We start from the raw sequence: 21834 nt of genomic DNA, 5'->3' as shown, positions 1-21834 counted from the left end.
AGCGTTGTTCTGACAACGTGACCTGCGGTCTCGACGGCGAGACCAGCCGCTCGGAACCCCGCCCTGGCCGGCGGGAAATCGCTATCCTCGCCACAGGCCGCGCACGGCGCGGACCCTGACTGGAGGCACGACATGCCCGAGCGAGGCACCGTCACCCTGGCCGACGTGGCCGAGCGGGCAGGGGTGTCGCTCGCGACCGCCTCGCGGGCGCTCAACGGCAGCACCCGCAAGGTCCGGCAGGAGTCGGTGGACCGGGTGCGCGCCGCCGCCCGGGCCCTGCGCTACACCGCCAACGTGCAGGCGCAGGCCGTCGCTCGGGGGTCGACCACGACCCTGGCGCTCGTCGTCGGCGACATCGCCGACCCGTACTTCGCCGCGATCGCCGCCGGTGCCATCCGCGCCGCCGACGACGCCGGGCTCGTCGTCACGATCACCTCCACCGGCGGCGACCCGTCGCGCGAAGTGGCGGTGCTCGACGTGGTCGCCGGACTCCGCCCGCGAGCCGTCGTGCTGGCGGTCAGCCGTCGGCTCGGGATCGGCTCCGGACCCGCGACGGGCTCCGGACCCTCCGAGGTCGCGGCGGCGGTCGGTGGCCTCGTCGCCGCGGGGGCGGGAGTGTCGGCGCTCGTGTCCGACCTGGACGGCGCCGCAGCGGGCGTCCCGGGCGTGCACGGCGTCGTGATCCGCAACCTCGGCGGGGCCGCGGCGCTCGCCGGGGCACTGGTCGATCAGGGGCACGACTCGTTCGCCGTGCTCGCCGGCGACCCGGACCTCGTCACCGCCCACGCCCGGGTCGAGGGGTTCGTCGCCGGCCTCGCGGCCCACGGTCTGCGCGTGCCCGACGACGACGTGGTGCCCTCCGAGTTCACGCGCGACGGGGGGTACCGGGCGATGGTGTCGCTGCTGGATCGTGCCGCCGAAGGTGGGGCCGCGGTGCCCCGGTGCGTCTTCGCGGTCACCGACCTGATGGCCGTCGGGGCGGTCGCGGCGATCCGCGAGCGCGGGCTCGTGCCCGGGGTGGACGTCGGCGTGGCTGGGTTCGACGACGTGCGGATGCTCGCCGACGTCGTGCCGGCGCTCAGCACGGTGCGGCTGCCGCTCGAGGAGATCGGCGAGCGGGCCGTCCGCCGCGCACTCGGGCTCGAGGCCGACGGTGCCGTCGACGGCGAGGTCGTCCTGCGCGCGAGCACCGCCCGCTGACCTCGTCACCGCGCACCCGACGCGCGCCGTGGTGTACGGTTCCGGCAAGCGCTTTCCACGACGACGGAGAGCGGGCCACAGCGAGCAAGGGAGCACGCGTTGACCACCACGCGCACCATCGGCATCATCATGAACGGCGTCACCGGGCGCATGGGCTACCGGCAGCACCTGGTTCGGTCGATCCTGGCGATCCGCGACGACGACGGCGGCCTGCTGCTGCCCGACGGCACGCGCGTGCAGCTCGAACCGATGCTCGTCGGTCGGAACGCAACCACGCTCCAGGAGATCGCGACCCGCCACGGCCTGCAGCACTGGACCACCGACCTCGACGCCGCCCTGGCGGATCCCCGCTGGCAGGTCTTCGCCGACTTCGCCGTGACGAGTGCCCGTGCCGACGCGCTGCGCCGCGCGATCGCCGCAGGCAAGGCCGTCTACACCGAGAAGCCGACGGCCGAGACCTCCGCCGAGGCCCTCGAACTCGCCCGGCTCGCGGCCGAGGCCGGCGTCCCGAACGGCGTCGTGCACGACAAGCTCTACCTGCCCGGGCTGCGGAAGCTCCGTCGCCTGCTCGACTCCGGGTTCTTCGGCCGGGTGCTGAGCGTCCGCGGCGAGTTCGGGTACTGGGTGTTCGAGGGGGACTGGCAGTCGGCGCAGCGCCCGAGCTGGAACTACCGCCGGCAGGACGGTGGCGGCATCGTCGTCGACATGTTTCCGCACTGGAACTACGTGCTCGAGCAGCTGTTCGGCCGCGTCGAGTCCGTCTACGCCCGCGCCGTCACGCACATCGAGCAGCGCACCGACGAGCAGGGCGTGCCCTACCCGGCGACCGCCGACGACGCCGCGTACGGCGTGTTCGACCTGGCCGGCGGCGTCACGGCGCAGATCAACTCGAGCTGGGCCGTCCGGGTGGACCGCGACGAGCTCGTCGAGTTCCAGGTCGACGGCACCGACGGCAGCGCGGTGGTGGGGTTGTTCGGCTGCCGGATCCAGCCCCGCACGGCGACGCCGAAGCCCGTCTGGAACCCCGATCTGCGCGACGATGCCGACTACCGCAGCCAGTGGCTCGAGGTCCCCGCCAACGAGGTCTACGGCAACGGGTTCCGCGCCCAGTGGGAGGACTTCCTGCAGGACCTCGTCGCCGGGCGCCCGCACCCCTACGACCTGCTGTCCGGTGCCCGCGGCGTGGCGCTGGCGGAAGCCGGTCTGCGTTCCAGCGCCGAGGGCCGGCGTGTGGACCTGCCGGAGCTGACCCTGCCCGCCGGGGCCGAGCCGCGCCTCCCGGTCGAGACGCCGGAGGTCGCCCAGCGCACCGAGACCGTCGGGGCGTCCGCATGACGGACCTGACCCTGCTGGCGCCCGACGGCACCACGAGCCGGACGCCGCTGGGCGCACCGGCCGTCGACGCCACTGCCGTGCCCGCGGCACCGCTCACCGAGCGCATCGTCTACGCGGCCGCCCACGTCGTCCCACGGGTCGCGGCCGACAACACCCCTGGTGCTCCGGCCGACCTCGACTGGGACGCCACCCTGGCGTTCCGGCACCACCTGTGGTCGTGGGGGCTGGGTGTGGCGGACGCGATGGACACCGCGCAGCGGAACATGGGACTGGACCCGGCGGCGACCCGCGAGCTCGTGACGCGCTCCGCCCGCGAGGCGCAGTCGGTCGGCGGCCGCATCGTCGTCGGCGTGAACACCGACGACCTGCCCGACGAACCCGTCACCGAGCAGCAGGTCGTCGACGCCTACGCCCGGCAGCTCCACCACGCCGAGGACGCCGGGGCGGGCGTGGTCCTGATGGCCAGCCGCCACCTGGCACGACTCGCGCTGGACGATCCGGACACCTACCGCCGCGTCTACCGTCGGGTCGTCGAGCGGGCCAGCGCCCCCGTCGTCCTGCACTGGCTGGGGGAGGCGTTCGACCCCGCCCTCGCCGGGTACTTCGGCGGGCACCTGGGCCCCGACACGGTGCTCGACATCATGCTCGACGCCGGGCCGGGGATATCCGGCATCAAGATGAGCCTGCTCGACGCGACGGCCGAGGTGGCACTCCGCGCCCGGCTGCCCGAGACCGCCCGGATGTTCACGGGCGACGACTTCCACTACGTCGACCTGATCGCGGACCGCGACGGCGTGCACTCCGACGCCCTGCTCGGGGCCTTCGCCGCGATCGCACCGCTCGCCTCGGCCGCCGTGCGCGCCCTGCCCGACGAAGCCGCCTACCGCGCGCTGCTCGGGCCGACCGAGGCCCTGTCCCGACACCTCTTCAGCGCCCCCACCTGGCACTACAAGACCGGCATCGCGTTCCTCGCCTGGCTGAACGGGCACCAGCCGGCCTTCGCCATGGTCGGTGGCCAGCACGCCGGCCGCTCGCTGTCGCACCTGTCCGAGACGGTCCGGCTCGCGAACGCCTGCGGCGCCCTGCAGGCCCCGGACCTCGCCGCCGCGCGCTGGCACGCCCTGCTCGCGGTCAACGGGGTGGAGACGACCGCCGGGAGGCCCGCCCCACCCGCCGTCGACCGCACCGCCGCCGGGGTGGTCGCGTGAGCACGCCGGTCGGCGCGGCTGGGCAGGCCGGGGTGGTCGCGCCGGCGGCGCCGGGCTCACCCGCACCGCACCCGCGGCTGTCCGTCAACCAGGCGACGATCAAGTACGCGACCCTGCCCGAGGCGCTCGACACGGTCCGCCGTGCCGGGGTCGGGGCGATCGGCACCTGGCGCGAACCCGTCGCCGAGCTCGGGCTCGCCGAGGCCGTGCGGCGGGTCGCCGACTCCGGGCTCCGGGTGTCGTCGCACTGCCGTGGCGGGTTCTTCACCCTGCCCGAGGGGGCCGCACGGCAGCGGGCACTCGACGACAACCGCCGGGCGATCGACGAGACCGCCGCCCTGGCCGCCGCGGGTGCTCCGGGGTCGGCGCCCGTCCTCGTGCTCGTCGCAGGCGGCCTGCCAGCGGGCTCGCGCGACCTCGGCGGTGCGCGTGCGCGGGTGGCGGACGCCCTCGCCGCCCTCGTGCCGCACGCACTCGACACCGGCGTGCAGCTCGCCGTCGAACCCCTGCACCCGATGTACGCCGCCGACCGCGCCGTGGTGTCGACGCTCGCACAGGCCCTCGACCTGGCGGCCCCGTTCCCGGCAGCGGCCGTCGGCGTCGTCGTCGACACCTTCCACGTCTGGTGGGACCCGGCGCTCGCGGCCTCGATCGCCCGGGCCGGTGCCGCCCGCCGGATCGCGTCGTACCAGGTGTGCGACTGGACCACCCCGATCGCGGCCGACCCGCTGCTCTCACGCGGCTACCCGGGCGACGGGCACGTCGACTTCGGGCCGGTGACCGATGCGGTGATGGGCGCCGGCTACTCCGGCGACGTCGAGGTCGAGCTCTTCAACCAGGCGATCTGGGACACCCCGCCCGCCGAGGTCGTCGCCCGCGTCGTGGCGTCCTTCGCTGAAGCGGTCCCGCTCCCGCGCTGAGGCGGGCGCTGCTCTCGCACGGTGCGGGGCGGGCGCGACCCGGGCCTCCCGTCCGACCCGATCGTGAGCAGAAGATGTCGGGTCGGCTCGACGGACCCGACCATTCCTGCTCACGAAGCGCGCGCCCCCTACTCGTCGGCGGGCAGCGGCTCGGCGTGCTCGATGCGGGCGCTCGCCGTGGCCATGTGCGCGTCCATCGCGCGCTGCACGGCGGACACGTCGCGGACGCGCAAGGCCTCGAAGACCGCGCGGTGCTCGTGGAACGCGGCCTCGGTCGCCTGCCGGGTCTGCACGCGCCGCGCGACCCAGACGCTCAGCATCGAGCGCAGGCTCTGCAGCAGGTCGGCGAGCACGTCGTTGCCCGACGCACGCGCCAGCAGGACGTGGAACCGGACGTCGGCGTCGATGAAGGCCTGCGGGTCGTCGAGCGTCGCCTCCTGCCGGACCAGGTACTCACCGAGCTCGGTGATCTGCTCGTCGGTGGCGCGCTGCGCGGCGAGGATCGCGGCCGTGCGCTCCAGCGAGGACCGGATCTCGAGCAGTTCGCGGGTGCGGTTCGAGGCGAGCATCAGACCCCACGACAGGGTCGTCGGGAGCAGGTCCGAGGTGCCTCCGCGCAGGTAGGTGCCCGAGCCGGGGCGGATCTGCACGATGCCCAGGATCTCGAGGGCGGCGAGGGCCTCGCGGACGGCAGAGCGTCCGACCCCGAGCCGCTCGGACAGGACCCGCTCCGAGGGCAGCCGTGAGCCGGGGGCCAGCTCGCCGGCGGTGAGCAGCGAGACGAGCTGTCGGGCGACCACCGAGGCGGGGGACCCGACGGGCACGGACTCGAGTTCGAGTCGGATGTTGAGGGGGTCGTCCGGGCTGAACGCGGGCATGCAGTGAGCGTACCGGTCGGTCAACCGGTTGCGGCGAGAGCAGCGCCGAGGCGCCGAGCGCGCGGAATGGTCAACCGGTTGACAAGTCGGCCGAGCGCGACGCACACTGGATCAGGCGCACCGATGCGCCCGCTCCCGATCCGCGCAGCAGCACGGACCATCCCGGCGCAGCCGCCAGGACGGGAGTCGTACCACCCCCACCGAGCAGGAGTCATCGTGGACATCCCCGCCACGCGAGGCATCCCCACCTCGGTCGTCGAGAAGACGGCCATCCGCAAGATCGCGATCCGCATCGTGCCGTTCGTGGCACTGATGTTCTTCATCAACTTCCTCGACCGCACCGCGATCTCCTTCGCCGCCCCCAACGGCATGGAGGCCGACCTCGGCCTGACCGCCGCCCAGTTCGGCTTCGCGTCCGGTGTGTTCTTCATCGGCTACCTCGTGCTCGAGGTGCCGTCCAACCTGGCGCTGCACAAGTTCGGCGCCCGGATCTGGCTCGCCCGCATCATGATCACGTGGGGCATCGTGTCCCTGCTCTTCACGTGGGTGCAGAACTACCCGCAGCTCGTCGGCCTGCGCTTCCTGCTCGGCATCGCCGAGGCCGGCTTCTTCCCCGGTGCGATCCTGTTCCTGTCGACGTGGGTCCCGGCCCGGCACCGCGGCAAGATGCTCGCGCTCTTCTACCTGGCGCAGCCGCTCACGAGCGTCATCGGTTCCCCGCTCGCCGGCTGGCTGATGACCCACGAGGGGATCCTCGGCGGCCTGGCCGGATGGCGCTTCATGTTCCTCTGCGTCTCGATCCCGGCGATCATCGTCGGCGTCCTGTGCCTCTTCGTCCTCAAGGACAAGCCGTCCCAGGCGAAGTGGCTCGACGAGGACGAGAAGGTCTGGCTGGAGACGACGCTCGCTGCCGAGAGCGCCGCGAAGGGCGGCGGCGACGGCCACGGCAAGGGCGGCCTGCGTGCGGCCTTCGGCTCCGGCCGCGTCTGGATGCTCGCCGCGGTGTACTTCGGCTTCATCTACGGCCTCTACGCACTCAGCTTCTTCCTGCCGACGATCATCGACGGCTTCCAGGAGCAGTTCGGCACCACGTTCGACCTGTTCCAGAAGGGCCTCATCACGGCCATCCCGTACGTGCCGGCCGCGGTCGTCCTGTACTTCTGGTCGCGTGACGCCTTCCGTCGTGGCGTCCGGGTCTGGCACATCGCCGTCCCGGCCCTGGTCGGTGGCCTGAGCATCCCCGTCGCGCTCTACATGAACAGCCCGGCCGCCACCGTCGCGGTCATCGCGATCACCGCGTGTGCGATCTTCGCGGCCCTGCCGAACTTCTGGACGGTCCCGACGCAGTTCCTGACCGGTGCTGCCGCAGCCGCGGGGGTCGCCCTCATCAACACCGTCGGCAACCTCGGTGGGTTCGCCGCCCCGTACATCACGGGTGCCGTCAGCGAGTGGACCGGCGGGTACCAGGTGCCGATGTTCATCGTCGGCTTCTTCATGGTGCTGTCGAGCGTGCTGATGTTCGTGCTCGGCCGGAACACGAAGCGCAACGAAGCAGCTGCCGCGGCGTCCGAAGCCGACACCGCGGTCGCCGCCACGGACGGACCGACCGCCATCGCGAAGGAGGCCGGCGCATGACCCGCCTGTTCAACGACCCGGCGGACTTCGCCGACGAGATGGTGGACGGCTTCGTCGCCGCCAACCGCGCCCGGGTGCGCAGGGTGCACGGCGGGGTCGCCCGCTCCACCACCAGCCCCGAGGGCACCGTCGCGCTCGTCGTCGGCGGTGGCTCCGGCCACTACCCGGCCTTCGGCGGCCTCGTCGGGCACGGCCTGGCGGCCGGTGCCGCGATGGGCAACCTGTTCGCCAGCCCGAGCGCCCAGCAGGTCACCGCGGTCGCGAAGGCGTCCGAGCACGGTGGGGGCGTGCTGCTGAGCTACGGCAACTACGCCGGTGACGTCCTCAACTTCGACGCGGCGGCACGGGCACTCGAGGCACAGGGAATCGACGTCCGCACGGTCCGCGTGACCGACGACGTCGCGTCCGCGCCCGCCGACCAGGCACACAAGCGCCGCGGCATCGCAGGGGACCTCTGCGTGTTCAAGGTGGCAGGCGCGGCCGCGGAACGCGGCGACGACCTCGACGCAGTCACCGCGATCGCGACCCGCGCCAACGACCGCACCCGCAGCTTCGGGGTCGCGTTCTCGGGCTGCTCCCTGCCCGGCGCCGACGAGCCGCTCTTCACCGTCCCCGAGGGGCGAATGGCCATCGGCATGGGCATCCACGGCGAACGCGGCATCGCCGAGGCCGACGTCCCCACCGCGGACGGCCTGGCCGACCTGCTCGTCGACAAACTCCTCACCGAGCGACCCGACGGGACCGGCACCGGCACCGCACCAGACGGCACGACAGCACGCCCCGGCCCCCGCGTCGTCCCCATCCTCAACGGCCTCGGCTCCGTCAAGTACGAGGAACTCTTCGTCGTCTTCGGCGCCGTCCAGCGGAAGCTCACCGACGCCGGCATCGTCGTCGTCGAGCCCGAGGTCGGCGAACTCGTCACGAGCTTCGACATGGCGGGCGTCTCGCTCACCCTGTTCTGGCTCGACGACGAACTCGAGCAGCTCTGGGCAGCACCGGCCGATGCCCCCGCCTACCGCAAGGGCGGCGCCGTCCCGCAGCAGCCGGTGCCGGTCGAGGTCCTCGAAGCCGGCGTGGTCGTGCCCGTGACGCCCGGCACCGAGGAGTCCCAGGCTGCAGCAGTCCGCGTCGCGAGCGCGATCGCAGCGATCCGCGCCACGATCGACGACCACGCCGACGAGCTCGGCCGCATCGACGCCGTCGCCGGGGACGGCGACCACGGCATCGGCATGCAGCGCGGCTCCACCGCCGCCGACCGTGCGGCACAGGACGCCGCCGCCCGTGGCGCCGGTGCCGGTTCGGTCCTCGCGATCGCCGGAGACGCCTGGTCCGACAAGGCCGGTGGGACGTCCGGTGCGATCTGGGGTGCCGCCCTGGAGGCACTGGGTCGCGTCCTCGGCGACGACGAACGCCCGTCGCCGGCCATCGTCCAGAGCGCGGTGCACGCCGCCACCGAAGCCGTCCTGGCATTCGGGGCCGTCCCCGGCGACAAGACGATGGTCGACGCGCTCGTGCCGTTCGACCAGGTCTTCTCCGCCCGGGTCGACGCCGGTGACGAACTCGTCGACGCCTGGTCGGCCGCCTCGGCTGCAGCACAGACCGCGGCGGACGCCACGGCCGACCTGTTGCCCCGGATGGGCCGCGCCCGCACCCACGGCGAGGACGCCGTCGGCACACCGGACGCCGGCGCGATCTCCTTCGCGCTCATCACCGCCGCGGTCCTGGCGACCATCGCCGTCCCCGCCTGACCCCCACCACGAAAGGCACACCCGCATGAGTGAGCAGCAGTTCCGCATCGTCGTCGGTTCGGACGACGCCGGCTTCGACTACAAGGAAGTCATCAAGGCCGACCTCGCGAAGGACCCCCGCGTGGCCTCCGTCGTCGACGTGGGCGTGGACGCCGACGGCCACACCGCCTACCCGCACGTCGCCGTCGACGCCGCCCGTCTGGTGGCGAACGGCGAGGCCGACCGCGCGATCCTGATCTGCGGCACCGGCCTCGGCGTCGCGATCGCGGCGAACAAGGTCCCCGGCATCCGCGCCGTGACCGCGCACGACTCGTTCTCGGTCGAGCGCTCGATCCTGTCGAACGACGCCCAGGTCCTCTGCATGGGGCAGCGCGTCGTCGGGGTCGAGGTCGCGCGCCGGATGGCGAAGGAGTGGCTCGGCTACACCTTCGACCAGACGAGCGCGAGCGCCGAGAAGGTCAACGCGATCTGCGCCTACGACGGCTCCGCCCCGGTCGGGACCGACGCCTGATGCCTGCGACCACGGCGGCCGCCCCGGTGACGATCGGGGTGTCGCTCAAGATGTACTTCAGCCACGCCCGGACGCTCGCGTGGGCGGCCGCCGTGGCCGACATCGCCCGCAGCCACCCGGCGGTGCGGTCCGGCGCGGTCGAGCTCTTCGTGGTGCCGACGTTCCCGTCGCTCGTCCCGGTGCGTGCGGTGATCGGGGACGCCCCCGTGACGCTCGGCGCGCAGGACCTGGCGTGGGCGGACAGCGGCGCGTTCACCGGCGAGGTCTCCGGCGCGGAGCTCCGTGAGATCGGGGTCGACCTCGTCGAGATCGCACACGCCGAGCGACGCGAACTGTTCCACGAGACGGACGACGAGATCGCCGGGAAGGTGCACGCGGCGTACCGCAACCACCTGCGGCCCCTGATCTGCATCGGCGAGACCGAGCGCGCCGCCGACGGCGACCCCGTGGCCGCGATCGCCGAGGTCACCGCGCAGCTCGACCGGTTCCTGGCGACCGCGACCGCCGACGACCTGGCCGGACCGCTCATCGCCGCGTACGAACCGGTGTGGGCGATCGGCGCCCCGCAGCCCGCGCCCGACGAGCACATCGTCGCGGTCCTGGCCGGCATCGAGCAGCACCTGGCGACCCGGCCGGAGCTCGCCGGGTCCGTCGCGATCTACGGCGGCAGCGCCGGTCCGGGCCTGCTGACCCGCGGTGCCGGACGCATCGGCGGCCTGTTCCTCGGCCGCTTCGCCCACGACCCCGAGGCGATCCGCACGATCCTCGACGAAGCCGAGGCGCTGGCCGCGACGCAGGACGGAGCACCGGCATGACGTCCCTGCTCGGCCTCTCCACCTACGCCTACTTCTGGCGCATGTCCGACCGCGTCCCGTCGCCGATGTCCCTCGACGACGCCCTGCGCGACGCCGCCTCGCACGACGGCGTCGACCTGTTCCAGATCTGCGACCACCTGCCGCTCGACACCGCGACCGACGAGCGCCTGGCCGCGATCCGGTCCTTGGCAGCCGACCTCGGTCTCTCGCTCGAGGTCGGCACCCGCGGCACCCGGCCGGAGCACCTCGCCCGGTACCTGCACGTCGCGCAGCAGCTCGGCGCCACGCTCGTGCGGAGCATGTGGACGAGCGGCGACGACCAGCCCGACGCGGCCGAGACCGAACGACGCCTGCGGCAGGCGCTCCCCGCCTACGAGCGCGCGGGCGTGACCCTCGCGCTGGAGACCTACGAGGTCGTCGCCACCGCCGACCTCGTCGCGGTCGTCGAGGCGATCGGCTCCGACCACCTCGGCATCTGCCTCGACCCGGCGAACACCGTCGCCCGACTCGAACACCCGGCCGACGTCGTCGCGATGACCGCCCCGTACGTCGTCAACTGGCACGTCAAGGACTCCGCCTTCACCCGCTCACCGGGCTGGGTCGGGTTCCAGTACACCGGCGTCCCGATCGGCACCGGGGTCCTCGACCACGACGCCGTCCGCGCCGCGATCGAGCCCGACGCCCGGGGGATCAACCGCGTCATCGAGTTCTGGCTGCCGTGGCAGGACGAGCACGCCGGCGCCGAACCGCTGCCGGGGGAGACCCCCGCACAGACCACCACCCGCATCGAAGCGGCGTGGACCGAACACACCATCGAGTACATCAGGAGCAAGGAATCATGACCGACACCGTCACCACCACCCACACCGTCGCTGCCGGATCCGGCACGGCCGACGTCACCGTCGCCGTGATCGGTGCCGGCGGCAAGATGGGCACCCGCGTCTCGAACAACTTCGCAAAGAGCGAGTACACCACCCTGTACAGCGAGGCGTCGCCCGCCGGCCAGGAGCGCATCCAGGCCCTCGGCCGCGAGATCACCGACAGCGTCGACGCCGCGAAGGCCGCCGACGTCGTCATCCTCGCCGTCCCGGACGTCCTGCTCGGCACCATCTCGGAGCAGCTCGTCCCCGTCATGAAGCCCGGCGCGTCGATCCTGACGCTCGACCCGGCCGCCGCTTACGCGGGCCTCCTCGCCAAGCGCGAGGACATCCACTACGCCGTGGCGCACCCGTGCCACCCGTCGGTGTTCCTCGAGCGCACCACCAAGGCCGAGTGGGACGACACCTTCGGTGGCATCGCCGCCCCGCAGGAGGTCATCGCGGCCTTCGACGCCTCGGAGTCGCTCGGCGACGAGGGCGACCGCGCCAAGGCCGTCGCCGAGGCCGTCATCACCACGATGTACGCCCCGGTCATCCAGGTGCACTGGGTCACGGTGAAGCAGCTGGCCGTGCTCGAGCCGACCCTGGTCGAGACGATCGCCTGCATGATCGGCGACTTCCTCAACGACGCCCTCGAGGAGACCGTCACCGGTGTCGGCGTGCCCCGCGAGGCCGCCCGCGCCATGCTCTACGGCCACACGTGGATCGCGCTGACCAACGGCCTGCGCGGCTCGAACCCGTTCTCCGACGCCTGCCACATCGCGATGGGCTACGGCCGCGAGAAGCTCATCAAGGAGGACTGGAAGCAGGTCTTCGACGACAGCGAGCTCGACTCGGTCATCGCGAAGATGCTCAAGATCGACGCCGTCCGGCGCTGAGCCGGACCGCCACCGACCACCGCGCCGACCCGTCAGCGCGCCCGGACCGGAACGCCCCGCCGACCCCCTTCCGGCGGGGCGTTCCCCGTGCCGTCGGCGGCCACGAACCCCCGCGGCCCCCACGCCTCGGCCAGCGTGATCGAGGCCACGTCCGGCACCGTCAGCGCCCGCACCGCGTCGGCGAACCACCGCGCGGCGGCCGGCGTGTGCTGCGCCGGGTCCGTCGCGTCCGGAACGGTCTCCGGCCCGTAGCCGTGCTCCACGGTCGCGTCCGTCACGACCCGGGTCGGCGCCGTCGCCACCGCGTTCCACCGTGGCCGCAGCGTCACCGGTCCGACGTGCAGCGCCCTGCCGGCGGCCAGCCTGGAGGCGCTGGTCACCACCCAGCGCTGCATCCGGATCGACTCGGTCACCTGTTCGGGCGACCGGTCGTGCATCTGCGGCGTCACGCTGCAGGTCAGGGGGCCGTCCCAGCCCGAGAACACCGCGATCGAGCGGTTCAGCTCGGTGAAGTGGGCCCGGGTACCGGCGACGACCTCCAGCGCGCCGACCGCTGCCACCGCTTCGCGCAGTGCCCGCTGCAGCGCCGGCGTCGTCACATGCGACACCGGGTCGAACGCCCCGACACGCGCCACCGGCCCGCCCGCGAGCACCGCGTCGATCGCCGCGCGCAGCAGCACCGGGTCGTCGGTGACGAACCGGACGTCCAGGGGAGCGCCACCCGCGTCCCGCCGGGCCGAGGCGAGCACCGCCTCGACGTTCGGTGCCCCGAGGACCGGTTCGACCAGGATCGGGAACCCGCGGAGCAGGTCGGCGTCGTCCGGGCGCGCAGCGACCGGTGCCGAACCCGCGAGCAGCTGGAGCGTCGGCGACGGCGTGACCACGGCACCGGGACCCGGCCCGTCGAGCGCCGCGAGGTCCGGGGTGGGGGAGGCCGCGCCTCCCGACCGGGTGCCCGGACCACCTGCCGGACCGACCGCCGTCGCACGCAGGGTGAGTCCCTGCCGGACCGTCGTCCCCGGCGTGATCGCGACCGGGAACGGCTCGGCGAGCGGCGTCGAGTACGTCTTGAACGAGGCGTCGGTCCAGTTGCGCTGGTCCTCGGTCTCGAACACGTCGCCGGCCAGGTCGAGCGACAGCGCGGTCGCGCCCACCGACCAGTCGAGCCCGGCGACGTCGACGGCCGGCTGGTGCGGCGCGATCCAGTACGGGAACGCCGTCGCGGTGCTGCCACCGGACGGATGCCGCACCGTGAGCGGCTGCCCGGCCAGGGTCGGCGGGTGCAGGACGACGAGCCCGATGCGGTTACGGCGGAAGGTCTTCGTGACGGTCCCGACCGCGGCGACCCGCAGGGTGTCGTCGTCGAGCGTGACCTCGAGGACGGTGCGCACGACCTCGATGCCGTCGTACCGTGCGCTGGTCTCGAGGCGGATGCGGCCCTCGTCGCCGTCCACCGTCCGCGTGCGCGCGGTGTCATCAGCGGTGCGCCAGTCGTGGTCGCGGACGACGAACCGGACGGCACGCAGGACGAGCACGCCCCGGAACGCGACGTCGGCGAGTTCGGCTCCGCGCAGTGCCAGACGCCAGGGCCCGACGGACACGATCTCGTCGTTCGACGTCGCAGTCATGGTGCATGCCTAGCACCGGTCAACCGGTTGGGCAATGATGGGGGTGACGGAGCAGTGCTGCTCCGAGGACGGAGTCCCACATGACCGCACGACTCGACGGCCGGACCGCACTCGTCACGGGAGCGGGGTCCGGCATCGGCCGCGCGATCGCCGACCGCTTCGTGGCCGAGGGGGCGACCGTCGTCTACGCCGACCGCGACGCCGGCGCAGCCGCCGGTGCAGCTTCCGCAGCCGGCCCGACCGCGATCGGCCTGACGATGGACATCGCCGACGAGGCGAGCGTGGCCGCAGGGTTCGCCGACCTGGCCGAGCGTGGTGCGACCCCCGACGTGGTGGTCGCGAACGCCGGTGTGCAGCTGTTCGGACACGACGCGAAGATCGCCGACCTGTCGCTCGAGACCTGGGACCGCACGGTCGCGGTCAACCTCACCGGGACGTTCCTGACGATCAAGCACGCCGTCCGGGCGATGCTCGCGAACGGAACCGGCGGGTCGGTCATCGCCACCGGGTCGCCCACCGGCCTGAACGGCGAGGGCGCCGACTTCGCGGCGTACTCCTCGACCAAGGGTGGCATCCACGCACTCGTCCGGGCGACCGCGATGGCCTACGCGCGGGACGGCATCCGGGTGAACACGGTCGTGCCGGGCTACACCGAGACCGGCCTCGTGTCGGCGATCTCCGGTGACCCCGAGGCCCGAGCCGCGATCGTCGCCCGCACCCCGCTCGGTCGCCCGGGCACCCCCGACGACGTCACCGGGATCATGGTCTACCTGGCCAGCCCAGAGTCGTCCTACGCCACCGGGGCTGAGTTCCGCGTCGACGGCGGCATGACGAGCCTCTGACCCGCCGCACGGCCCGTCCGTCCTGCGAAAGCGACAGTGTTCCACCGAACGTTCGCGGCACACTGTCGCCCTGACGGGAGAGTCGCTGCAGCGATGGCGAGGTCTGTCGCTTCCGCGGACAGGTCCCGCCCGCCGCCGAACTCGCCACACCGCCCTGGAGGCCCGTTGCGGCTCCGTCAGGCCGTCTCGCGCCCGGCGAGCAGCGCGCCCAGGGCCGCGGCACCGCCCGCAGCGTCGGGCACGGTCACCATCCGCGCCTGCCCGCCGCGGAGCCGCGCGACCAGCCCCGGCCCGGACCGCACGACGTAGGCGACGCCGCGGCCCGAGATCCGGTACCCCCAGCCGCCCCACTGGCCCGGGGACACCTGCTCCCACCCGCACGACTCGATGCGCTCCAGCGGGACGCGCATGAGGGGGATCCTCGTCCAGGTGGACGTGAGCCGCAGGCCCCGACGGTCGACGGTGAGCTCCACCCGCGCCAGCACCAGCACAGCGAGTCCCGCGAGCACCATCGCCAGTCCGGAGACGACCGCCGTCGTCAGCCCGGCCGATGCTGTCCAGACGGCGGTGCCGACGCCGAGCAGCACGACGAGCGCCCCGAGCACCGCGAACCACCGGCTGCCGACGCGTGCGCGCCAGGCGACGCGGGTGTCGGGTCCGACCGTCAGAGGAGCGACCTCGTGGGCCGGCACGGGTGCAGCGACCCGGAACAGTGCGAGCACGGGGACGGCGGCGACCACCACGGCGACGAGCAGGAACGGAACCGTCCACCAGGGGGACAAGGTGCCGTCGCCGGCCGTGTTCGTCCACGCGAGCACGACCCAGGCCGAGCCGAGGGTCCCGGCCAGCAGGTTCGTGACGAGCAGCACCGTGGCTGCCGTCCGCCTGTCGCGCCAGTGCAGCGCGGAGAACGCGAGTACGACGGCCACCAGTGCCACCGCCAGGGTGACCCAGAAGGCCGTCCACGGTGACCCCCAACCGTCCGCGGTGCCGTCCGTCCGGAAGTGGATCGCGATCCGTGCGGGCATGGTGGGTGCCGCCAGGACCGCGGTGAGCACCAGTCCCACCGCGACCAGGAGCCCTGGTGTCGTCACGGCCAGCCGTGTGCCCGTGGTCACCGGTCGAGTCGTCATCGTGCCCCCTTGATCATCGTGAACAGGTCGTCGAGCGAGACGCCCAGGGTGTCCGCCTGATTGCGCAGCTCGTCGACGAGCGTGCGCAACCGGTCGAACGAGGCGTTGCCCGATCGCAGGACGGTCGCACCGCGGCCGCGCCGCAACTCGATCAGTCCGTCGTCCTGCAGCAACGCGTAGGCACGCAGGACGGTGTGCATGTTGACGTCGACCGAGGCGGCGAGGTCCCGCGCAGCGGGCAGTCGCTCGCCGTTCCGCAGCTCGCCGCGAGCGATCGCGTGCCGGATCTGGGTGGCGACCTGTTCCGCCAGGGTCGCTCGCGCCTGCGGGTCGACGGTGATCAACATGTTCGCATTCTATGCGAACAATCCAGCATCACGTAAGGCCTGATCCACCCGTTCGGGCCCCGTTTGGCCACGGAACGCAGCACGTGGTTCCGCGGCTCCCGGCACGCGTACCGTCCGTCGCGATGACCGAATCACCCACCGCCACCGCCCCGTCGAACTACGAGTCCGCCGACGGTGTGGACCCCCTGCACGTCACCACCTACCGACAGGTCCGCAAGGCCGCCCGCCGCGGACACGCGCTGCCCGGTGACGCCGGAGAACCCTCGCTCGCCGACCTCGTGAACGCCCGGAAGAACGGCACCGCCGACTCCCGCTGACGCAAGCTCACGATCCGGTCTCGGCGAGGTCTCGATCGGGACACGACGACGCGAGCGGCACCACGGCGCTGCCACGATGTCGTCCATGGTCTCCTTCCGGTCCGCACTGCCCCTCGTCGTCGTGAGCGCGGTCCTCGTGTCCGGCTCGCTCGCCGGTTGCTCGGCCGGCGCCGACGCAGCGGCGCGGCCGACGTCGACTCCGAAGGCGACCTCGGAGACCTCGGACGCCCAGCCCGCGGGCGGCGCGACGGACCCGATGGAGGAGGACCGGAGTGCTGCGGCGATCTGCGGCCAGATCAGTGCGCTGACGACCATCTCGCTGAACGCGACGGTCGGGCGGAGCCAGGGCGATCTCTCCGAGGCGCAGTACCAGGCACTGATCGCGGCGGAACGCTTCGGCTACGAGCACCTGTCGAGCAGCGACGAGGAGCTCGACGACGCGATCGACTACGCCCACGAGTACCTCGACGCGCACCCCGCACCGAAGTCCGGGCCGGCGCTCGAGATGACCCCCGAGTGGGAACTCGTCGGCCGCACCCTGAACACCGCGTGCCAGCGGGCCGGGTCGAACGTCGTGGGCACCGCCCAGTACGGCGGCTGACGACCCTGATCAGGCTCCCGTGACCGCCGTCACCAGGGCGTCGAGCGCCCGGTCGAGCTCCGGCATCGTCACCGCGCCGTAGCCGAACACGATGCCCGGCGGCGTGCTGCCGGGAGCGAGCCCGTACTCCTCGAGCGACGCGACGAGCACCCCGGCGTCCGCCAGCCGACGCGCGATCTCCGCCCCGGTGGTCGGACCCGACCACGTGACCACCGCGTGCAGCCCGCCGTTCAGGGCACGGGCCTCCAGGCCGGCGACGTCGCCGAGCCGAGTCGCGATCCGGGCCCGGCGGTGCGTGTAGTCCCGCCGGACCCGACCCAGGTGTCGCCGCAGCGCACCCGTCCGCAGCAGGTGCACGAGCGCGGCCTGCACCAGTTCGGCGACGACCGCGCCACGAGCCCGACGAGCGGCGAGCACCGCCTCCGTCACAGGGGAGCCCGTCGCTGCGACCGTCGGCAGCACGACGTACGCGCAGCGCAGCCGGGGGTCGAGCGTCTTCGAGAAGCCGCCGACGTGCAGCACCACGCCCTCGGCGTCGAGTGCGGCCAGCGCGGGCACGGGCGCGCCGCGGTGCCGGAACTCGGAGTCGTAGTCGTCCTCGACCACCACGGTGCCGGTGGTGGCGGCCCAGGTGAGCAGCCGCCGGCGCCGGGCGACGGGCATCACCGACCCGAGTGGGTACTGGTGCGTCGGGCTGACCAGGACGGCGTCGATCGGTCCGGCGGCCTCGAGCGCGTCGAGGTCGAGGCCGTCCTCGCCGACCGGGACGCCCACCAGGGATCCACCAGCGCTCGTGATCGCACGGTGTCCGGTGCGGTAGCCGGGGTCCTCGACGGCGACGACGGGAGCGCGACCCAGCAGCCCCCGCAGCGCCTCGGTGACGAGCGACAGCGCCTCCGAGGTCCCCGCGGTCACGAGCACCCGGTCGACCGACGTCGTGAACCCGCGGGTCAGGCCGAGCTGGGCGACGACCTGTGCCCGCAGGTCGGGGGAGCCGAGCGGGTCCGCGATCGCGTTCCGGAGCGGGGCCGACGCCGCTGCGTGCCAGGCTGCCCGCCAGTCCCGCTGCGGGATGGCGGTGACGGCGGGGATGCCGGGACGGCAGTCGATGAGCGAGGACGTCAGGGCCGGAGCGTCCGGATCGGGGGAGCGGGCGCCGACCGAAGCCGGCGTCATGTCCGCGTCCACCGTCACACTCGCCGCGACCCGCGCGAGGGCACCGTGCCGCGTCCGCAGGTACCCCTCGCCGTCGAGCTGCTCGTACGCCGCGACGACGGTGCCCCGGGCCACCCCGAGCTCCGCCGCCAGCGCCCGCGTCGACGGCAGCGGATCGCCCTCGCGCAGGGTGCCGTCGTGCACCATCCTGCGCACCCGTGCCACCACACCGGACACCTTGCTCGACTGGTCCACCGTGATCGCCCCGATCTGGTCCAGGCACCGGACCACTGGTGACCCTAGCGTGACGACATGCCCACCTCGAGCCCCGAACCAGAACCGACCACCGACGACCCCTCCCTCCGTGTGCGCCGCCTGCGCGACCGCCAGTCCGACGACCCCGCCGTCCTGCACGCGATCCTCGCCGAGGCCCACCTCGCCCACGTCGGCGTCGTCCGCGGCGGCCACCCCGTCGTCCTGCCGTTCCTCTGCGCCGTCGGGGACCTCGGCGACGGCCCGGTCCTGCTGCTGCACGGCTCGACCGGCGGCGGTCTGTTCCTCGACGCCGGGGCCGAGGGTGTCCCGGTCGCCGCCACCGTCACCCACCTGGACGGCCTCGTCTTCGCACGCTCGACCAACGACAGCTCGGCGAACTACCGCAGCGCGATGATCGCCGGGCGCGCGACCGTGGTGCCGACCGCCCTCCGTGCCGAAGCCCTCTGGCAGGTGGCCGACCACCTCATGCCGGGCCGCCGAGCCGAGGTGCGCGAGATGACCGCGAAGGAGGTCCGCGCCACCCAGGTCCTCCAGCTGCCCCTCGACCGCGCGAGCGTCAAGGTCCGCGCCCACGGTGTCGGCGAGGACCCGGCCGACGGCGAGGACCACACCGTCTGGGCGGGCGTCCTGCCACTCGCGGTGCGCGCCGGTGTCCCGATCCCGGGGGACATCTCGGGGGACAGCCCGGTGGACGCGTCCGTCGTCGCGCTGTCGGCTCGCCTCGACCGCCTGGCGGCCGACCGGGAGGCCCGGATCGCCGCCGCCATGCGGGTCACGCCGGTCTGAGCCCGGGTCCACCGCCGCGGCCCGGCTCCGGAACGCCCGTGCGCGTCGTCGGAGTGGCCTGCGAGCGGTGCTCGTTCCTGTGACCAGCTGCAGGAACACTCCGGCGCTGCCCAGCCGCGGGCACCGTCGTGACCAATACGTTACTTTCCGGACCGCCGAGTGGTCCCGACCCGGAAGGACCCATGGGACGCCACACCCTGCCTGCAGCAGCCGACGACCGTCAGCCCGCGCGAACGCACACGCACCCCGCGGTCGACCCCGCGCCGCTGACGCCGGACACGCAGCAGTCCCGTCCCCGTGGTCGCCGCTCGGCCCTCGGCCCCGCGGCCGCCCGCTCCACCTTCGTCGAGCACCCGAAGCCGGCCCGGACCGTGCGGATGCAGCCGCGTCCCGCCCCCGTCGCGTCGTCGGCCGGCAGTGCGGTGCTGAGCCGGACCGCCACCCTGCGTGCCGAGCGCGCCGTCGACCCGCGGCACATCCGTCGCTCCGCCAACGCGAAGCGTGCCGCGATCCTGCTCGCCCCCGCGATCGCGGTGACCTCGAGCCTGACGCTCGCCCTGCCCGCGAACGCCGACACCCTGCCCGCGGACACCCGCTCGGGCACGACCACGGCGCAGGCCGCCCAGACCTTCACGGTGGCGCACGACGTCCAGGTCCCCGTGGTCTCCACCGACGGCATGACCACCACGACGACGATCGTGTCGTACCCGACGCTCGACCTCCGCTTCGGGGTGACGACCGCGCAGGCACAGTCCGCGTTGTCCGCCGCACTCTCGGCCGGCGGCGACCGGGCCACGATCGTGCAGACCGCCCTGCAGTACATGGGGGACCCGTACGTCGAGGGCGGCGCGAGCCACGCGGGCATCGACTGCTCCGGGCTCACGATGGTCGCGTACCAGGCGGTGGGGATCCAGCTCGTGCACTACGTGCCGACGCAGGACGCCGTCGCCACCACGATCCCCGAGTCCGAGGCACTGCCTGGCGACCTCGTCGTGTACGACGACGAGGACCACGTCGGTCTGTACCTCGGCCAGGGACTCGTCCTGCAGGCACCGCACCCGGGCGAGGTCGTCGACATCGTCCCGATGTACTCGGCGGCGCACCACTTCGCGCGCGTCCTGCCCGCCGGCAGCTGACCCGACCAGCCGTGGTGCGGCCCTGGTGGTGACCACCAGGACCACCCGGACGGGGCGTCCCCACCGATCACGGGCCTCCCGTATCCTGGAGTGATGGCTTCCGACACCCGCACCCCGTTCGAACAGCAGCAGTCTGCTCGTCCGCAGGTGCGCCCGCGCACCGAGGGCTGGAAGCAGGCCACCGACACCGACGGTCGCCCGCTGCTGCAGTTCGCGTCCCCGAAGCGTGGCAAGCCGCCCGTGCACCTGGCCGACCTGACGGCCGAGGAACGCGAGGCCCGCGTGAAGGAACTCGGCCTGCCCGGGTTCCGCGCCAAGCAGCTCGCGACCCACTACTTCCAGCACTACACGTCCGACCCGGCCAAGATGACCGACCTGCCCGCCGCCCAGCGGGAGCAGCTCGTTGCCGGGATGCTGCCGCCGCTCCTCACCGAGACCCGGCGGCTGGCGACGGACAACGGCGACACGATCAAGTTCCTCTGGAAGCTGCACGACGGCGCCCTGGTCGAGTCGGTCCTCATGCGCTACCCGGGCCGCATCACCCTGTGCGTCTCGTCCCAGGCCGGGTGCGGCATGAACTGCCCGTTCTGCGCCACCGGCCAGGCGGGGCTGACCCGCAACATGTCGACCGCCGAGATCATCGAGCAGATCGTCCGGGCCAACGCCGCGATCGCCGCCGGTGAGCTCGGGGGTGATCCCCGCAAGGGCGGAAACGACCGCGTCGACGCCGAGCGCGTGACGAACATCGTGTTCATGGGCATGGGGGAGCCGCTCGCGAACTACAAGCGGGTGATGGACGCCGTGCGGTTGATGGTCGCACCGCAGCCGAACGGTCTCGGCATGAGTGCCCGCGGCATCACGGTGTCGACCGTCGGACTCGTGCCGGCGATGATCAAGCTCGCGGACGAAGGGATCCCGCTCACCTTCGCGTTGTCCCTGCACGCCCCCGACGACGAGCTCCGCGACGAGCTCATTCCGGTGAACTCGCGTTGGAAGGCCGACGAGGCGATCGACGCCGCCCACAACTACTACGTGAAGACGGGCCGTCGTGTCTCGATCGAGTACGCGCTCATCAAGGACATGAACGACCACGCCTGGCGAGCCGACCTGCTCGCCGAGAAGCTCAACAAGCGCGGCAAGGGGTGGGTGCACGTCAACCCGATCCCGCTCAACCCGACGCCGGGCTCCGTGTGGACCTCGTCCGAGGTGCACGTGCAGGACGAGTTCGTCCGCCGACTCAACGCCGCCGGCATCCCGACGACCCTGCGCGACACCCGCGGCAAGGAGATCGACGGGGCGTGCGGGCAGTTGGCCGCGGCCGAGTAGGTCGGTCCTGTTCGTTCGGGAGGCACGGTGCGGGTTCGCACCGTGCCTCCCGTCGTTCCAGGGGTCGCGCTCACCCCCGTCGATCCCCGGAAACCCGGGGGACACGTGCCGTTCACCCAGCTGCGACACGCCCGGGAGGGACGACGGTTGGCAGGGCCCCCGGGGCGTGTGTAAAGTAATCACTCGTTGCCGCTGAGGCGGAGAACGGAACGGCCGAGACGGTCACAGGGTGCAAGCCCTGGATGCGCAGTCCGGACGGGGTCCCGCTCAGGCAACCAACT

21 protein-coding genes are annotated in these 21834 nt (G+C 73.0%); 16 read left to right on the top strand and 5 right to left on the bottom strand.

Going from position 1 to position 21834, the window contains the following annotated elements:
- Positions 1-132 precede the first annotated feature (132 nt).
- From DEJ09_RS16665 to DEJ09_RS16650, 4 genes are all read left to right on the top strand, one after another.
- On the top strand, positions 133-1200 hold the full coding sequence (locus DEJ09_RS16665) for a LacI family DNA-binding transcriptional regulator (protein WP_111089302.1): 1068 nt from the start codon (positions 133-135) through the stop codon (positions 1198-1200).
- Positions 1201-1329: 129 nt separating this feature from the next.
- On the top strand, positions 1330-2535 hold the full coding sequence (locus DEJ09_RS16660) for a Gfo/Idh/MocA family protein (RefSeq protein ID WP_111089320.1): 1206 nt from the start codon (positions 1330-1332) through the stop codon (positions 2533-2535).
- Entirely contained in the window at positions 2532-3743 is a 1212-nt protein-coding gene (locus tag DEJ09_RS16655) for a DUF993 family protein (protein ID WP_111047761.1), read from the top strand. Before DEJ09_RS16660 ends, DEJ09_RS16655 begins: the two co-directional genes overlap by 4 nt.
- Before the next feature lie 32 nt (positions 3744-3775).
- Positions 3776-4663 (top strand): sugar phosphate isomerase/epimerase, encoded by an 888-nt coding sequence (locus DEJ09_RS16650; protein WP_111089319.1) that lies wholly within the window; start codon positions 3776-3778, stop codon positions 4661-4663.
- Between the two features lie 128 nt (positions 4664-4791).
- Here DEJ09_RS16650 and DEJ09_RS16645 read toward each other — a convergent pair whose 3' ends face one another.
- Entirely contained in the window at positions 4792-5541 is a 750-nt protein-coding gene (locus tag DEJ09_RS16645) for a FadR/GntR family transcriptional regulator (RefSeq protein ID WP_111089301.1), read from the bottom strand.
- A 216-nt stretch (positions 5542-5757) separates the two neighbouring features.
- Between DEJ09_RS16645 and DEJ09_RS16640 the strand changes: the two genes are divergently transcribed.
- From DEJ09_RS16640 to DEJ09_RS16615, 6 genes are read left to right on the top strand one after another with little or no spacing between them, the layout of a single operon-like run.
- Complete coding sequence (locus tag DEJ09_RS16640) at positions 5758-7176, top strand: MFS transporter (RefSeq protein WP_110865572.1); 1419 nt, start codon at positions 5758-5760, stop codon at positions 7174-7176.
- On the top strand, positions 7173-8924 hold the full coding sequence (locus tag DEJ09_RS16635) for a dihydroxyacetone kinase family protein (RefSeq protein WP_111089300.1): 1752 nt from the start codon (positions 7173-7175) through the stop codon (positions 8922-8924). The genes DEJ09_RS16640 and DEJ09_RS16635 overlap by 4 nt, the downstream gene beginning before the upstream one ends.
- A gap of 25 nt (positions 8925-8949) precedes the next feature.
- Positions 8950-9435, top strand: a complete 486-nt coding sequence (locus DEJ09_RS16630) for a ribose-5-phosphate isomerase (protein ID WP_071406070.1) — start codon at positions 8950-8952, stop codon at positions 9433-9435.
- Positions 9435-10250, top strand: coding sequence for a triose-phosphate isomerase family protein (locus DEJ09_RS16625; RefSeq protein WP_111089299.1), 816 nt, complete (start codon positions 9435-9437; stop codon positions 10248-10250). Before DEJ09_RS16630 ends, DEJ09_RS16625 begins: the two co-directional genes overlap by 1 nt.
- Positions 10247-11092, top strand: coding sequence for a sugar phosphate isomerase/epimerase (locus DEJ09_RS16620; protein WP_111089298.1), 846 nt, complete (start codon positions 10247-10249; stop codon positions 11090-11092). The genes DEJ09_RS16625 and DEJ09_RS16620 overlap by 4 nt, the downstream gene beginning before the upstream one ends.
- Entirely contained in the window at positions 11089-12006 is a 918-nt protein-coding gene (locus tag DEJ09_RS16615) for a phosphogluconate dehydrogenase C-terminal domain-containing protein (RefSeq protein WP_111047755.1), read from the top strand. The genes DEJ09_RS16620 and DEJ09_RS16615 overlap by 4 nt, the downstream gene beginning before the upstream one ends.
- Before the next feature lie 32 nt (positions 12007-12038).
- On the opposite strand, the gene DEJ09_RS16610 is transcribed toward DEJ09_RS16615, so the two are convergent.
- Positions 12039-13634, bottom strand: a complete 1596-nt coding sequence (locus tag DEJ09_RS16610) for a hypothetical protein (protein WP_111089297.1) — start codon at positions 13632-13634, stop codon at positions 12039-12041.
- Positions 13635-13714: 80 nt separating this feature from the next.
- On the opposite strand from DEJ09_RS16610, the gene DEJ09_RS16605 reads away from it, so the two are divergent.
- Positions 13715-14476, top strand: a complete 762-nt coding sequence (locus DEJ09_RS16605; protein WP_111089296.1) for an SDR family NAD(P)-dependent oxidoreductase — start codon at positions 13715-13717, stop codon at positions 14474-14476.
- A gap of 176 nt (positions 14477-14652) precedes the next feature.
- Here DEJ09_RS16605 and DEJ09_RS16600 read toward each other — a convergent pair whose 3' ends face one another.
- Together DEJ09_RS16600 and DEJ09_RS16595 are read right to left on the bottom strand one after the other, a co-directional pair.
- A complete protein-coding gene (locus DEJ09_RS16600; RefSeq protein ID WP_181433397.1) occupies positions 14653-15609 on the bottom strand; it encodes a DUF1648 domain-containing protein in 957 nt (318 codons plus the stop codon).
- Positions 15606-15956 (bottom strand): GntR family transcriptional regulator, encoded by a 351-nt coding sequence (locus DEJ09_RS16595; protein WP_111089294.1) that lies wholly within the window; start codon positions 15954-15956, stop codon positions 15606-15608. The genes DEJ09_RS16600 and DEJ09_RS16595 overlap by 4 nt, the downstream gene beginning before the upstream one ends.
- A gap of 122 nt (positions 15957-16078) precedes the next feature.
- On the opposite strand from DEJ09_RS16595, the gene DEJ09_RS16590 reads away from it, so the two are divergent.
- Both DEJ09_RS16590 and DEJ09_RS16585 read left to right on the top strand, forming a co-directional pair.
- Positions 16079-16273 (top strand): hypothetical protein, encoded by a 195-nt coding sequence (locus DEJ09_RS16590; protein WP_111047752.1) that lies wholly within the window; start codon positions 16079-16081, stop codon positions 16271-16273.
- Between the two features lie 85 nt (positions 16274-16358).
- A complete protein-coding gene (locus DEJ09_RS16585) occupies positions 16359-16874 on the top strand; it encodes a hypothetical protein (RefSeq protein ID WP_111089293.1) in 516 nt (171 codons plus the stop codon).
- A 9-nt stretch (positions 16875-16883) separates the two neighbouring features.
- Here DEJ09_RS16585 and DEJ09_RS16580 read toward each other — a convergent pair whose 3' ends face one another.
- Positions 16884-18320: a PLP-dependent aminotransferase family protein gene (locus DEJ09_RS16580; RefSeq protein WP_111089292.1), complete on the bottom strand. Its 1437-nt coding sequence runs from the start codon at positions 18318-18320 to the stop codon at positions 16884-16886.
- A gap of 21 nt (positions 18321-18341) precedes the next feature.
- Between DEJ09_RS16580 and DEJ09_RS16575 the strand changes: the two genes are divergently transcribed.
- The 3 genes from DEJ09_RS16575 to rlmN all read left to right on the top strand — a co-directional run bounded on the left by DEJ09_RS16575 (position 18342) and on the right by rlmN (position 21553).
- Positions 18342-19091: a pyridoxamine 5'-phosphate oxidase family protein gene (locus DEJ09_RS16575; protein WP_111089291.1), complete on the top strand. Its 750-nt coding sequence runs from the start codon at positions 18342-18344 to the stop codon at positions 19089-19091.
- A gap of 182 nt (positions 19092-19273) precedes the next feature.
- A complete protein-coding gene (locus DEJ09_RS16570) occupies positions 19274-20227 on the top strand; it encodes a C40 family peptidase (RefSeq protein WP_084741318.1) in 954 nt (317 codons plus the stop codon).
- Between the two features lie 93 nt (positions 20228-20320).
- Positions 20321-21553 (top strand): 23S rRNA (adenine(2503)-C(2))-methyltransferase RlmN, encoded by a 1233-nt coding sequence (rlmN, locus tag DEJ09_RS16565; RefSeq protein ID WP_017885785.1) that lies wholly within the window; start codon positions 20321-20323, stop codon positions 21551-21553.
- Positions 21554-21834: the final 281 nt, after the last annotated feature.

Origin of the sequence: Curtobacterium sp. MCLR17_055, from assembly GCF_003234305.1 — a bacterium.
Lineage (GTDB): Bacteria > Actinomycetota > Actinomycetes > Actinomycetales > Microbacteriaceae > Curtobacterium > Curtobacterium flaccumfaciens.
This window is presented reverse-complemented; position numbering and strand designations above follow the sequence as displayed.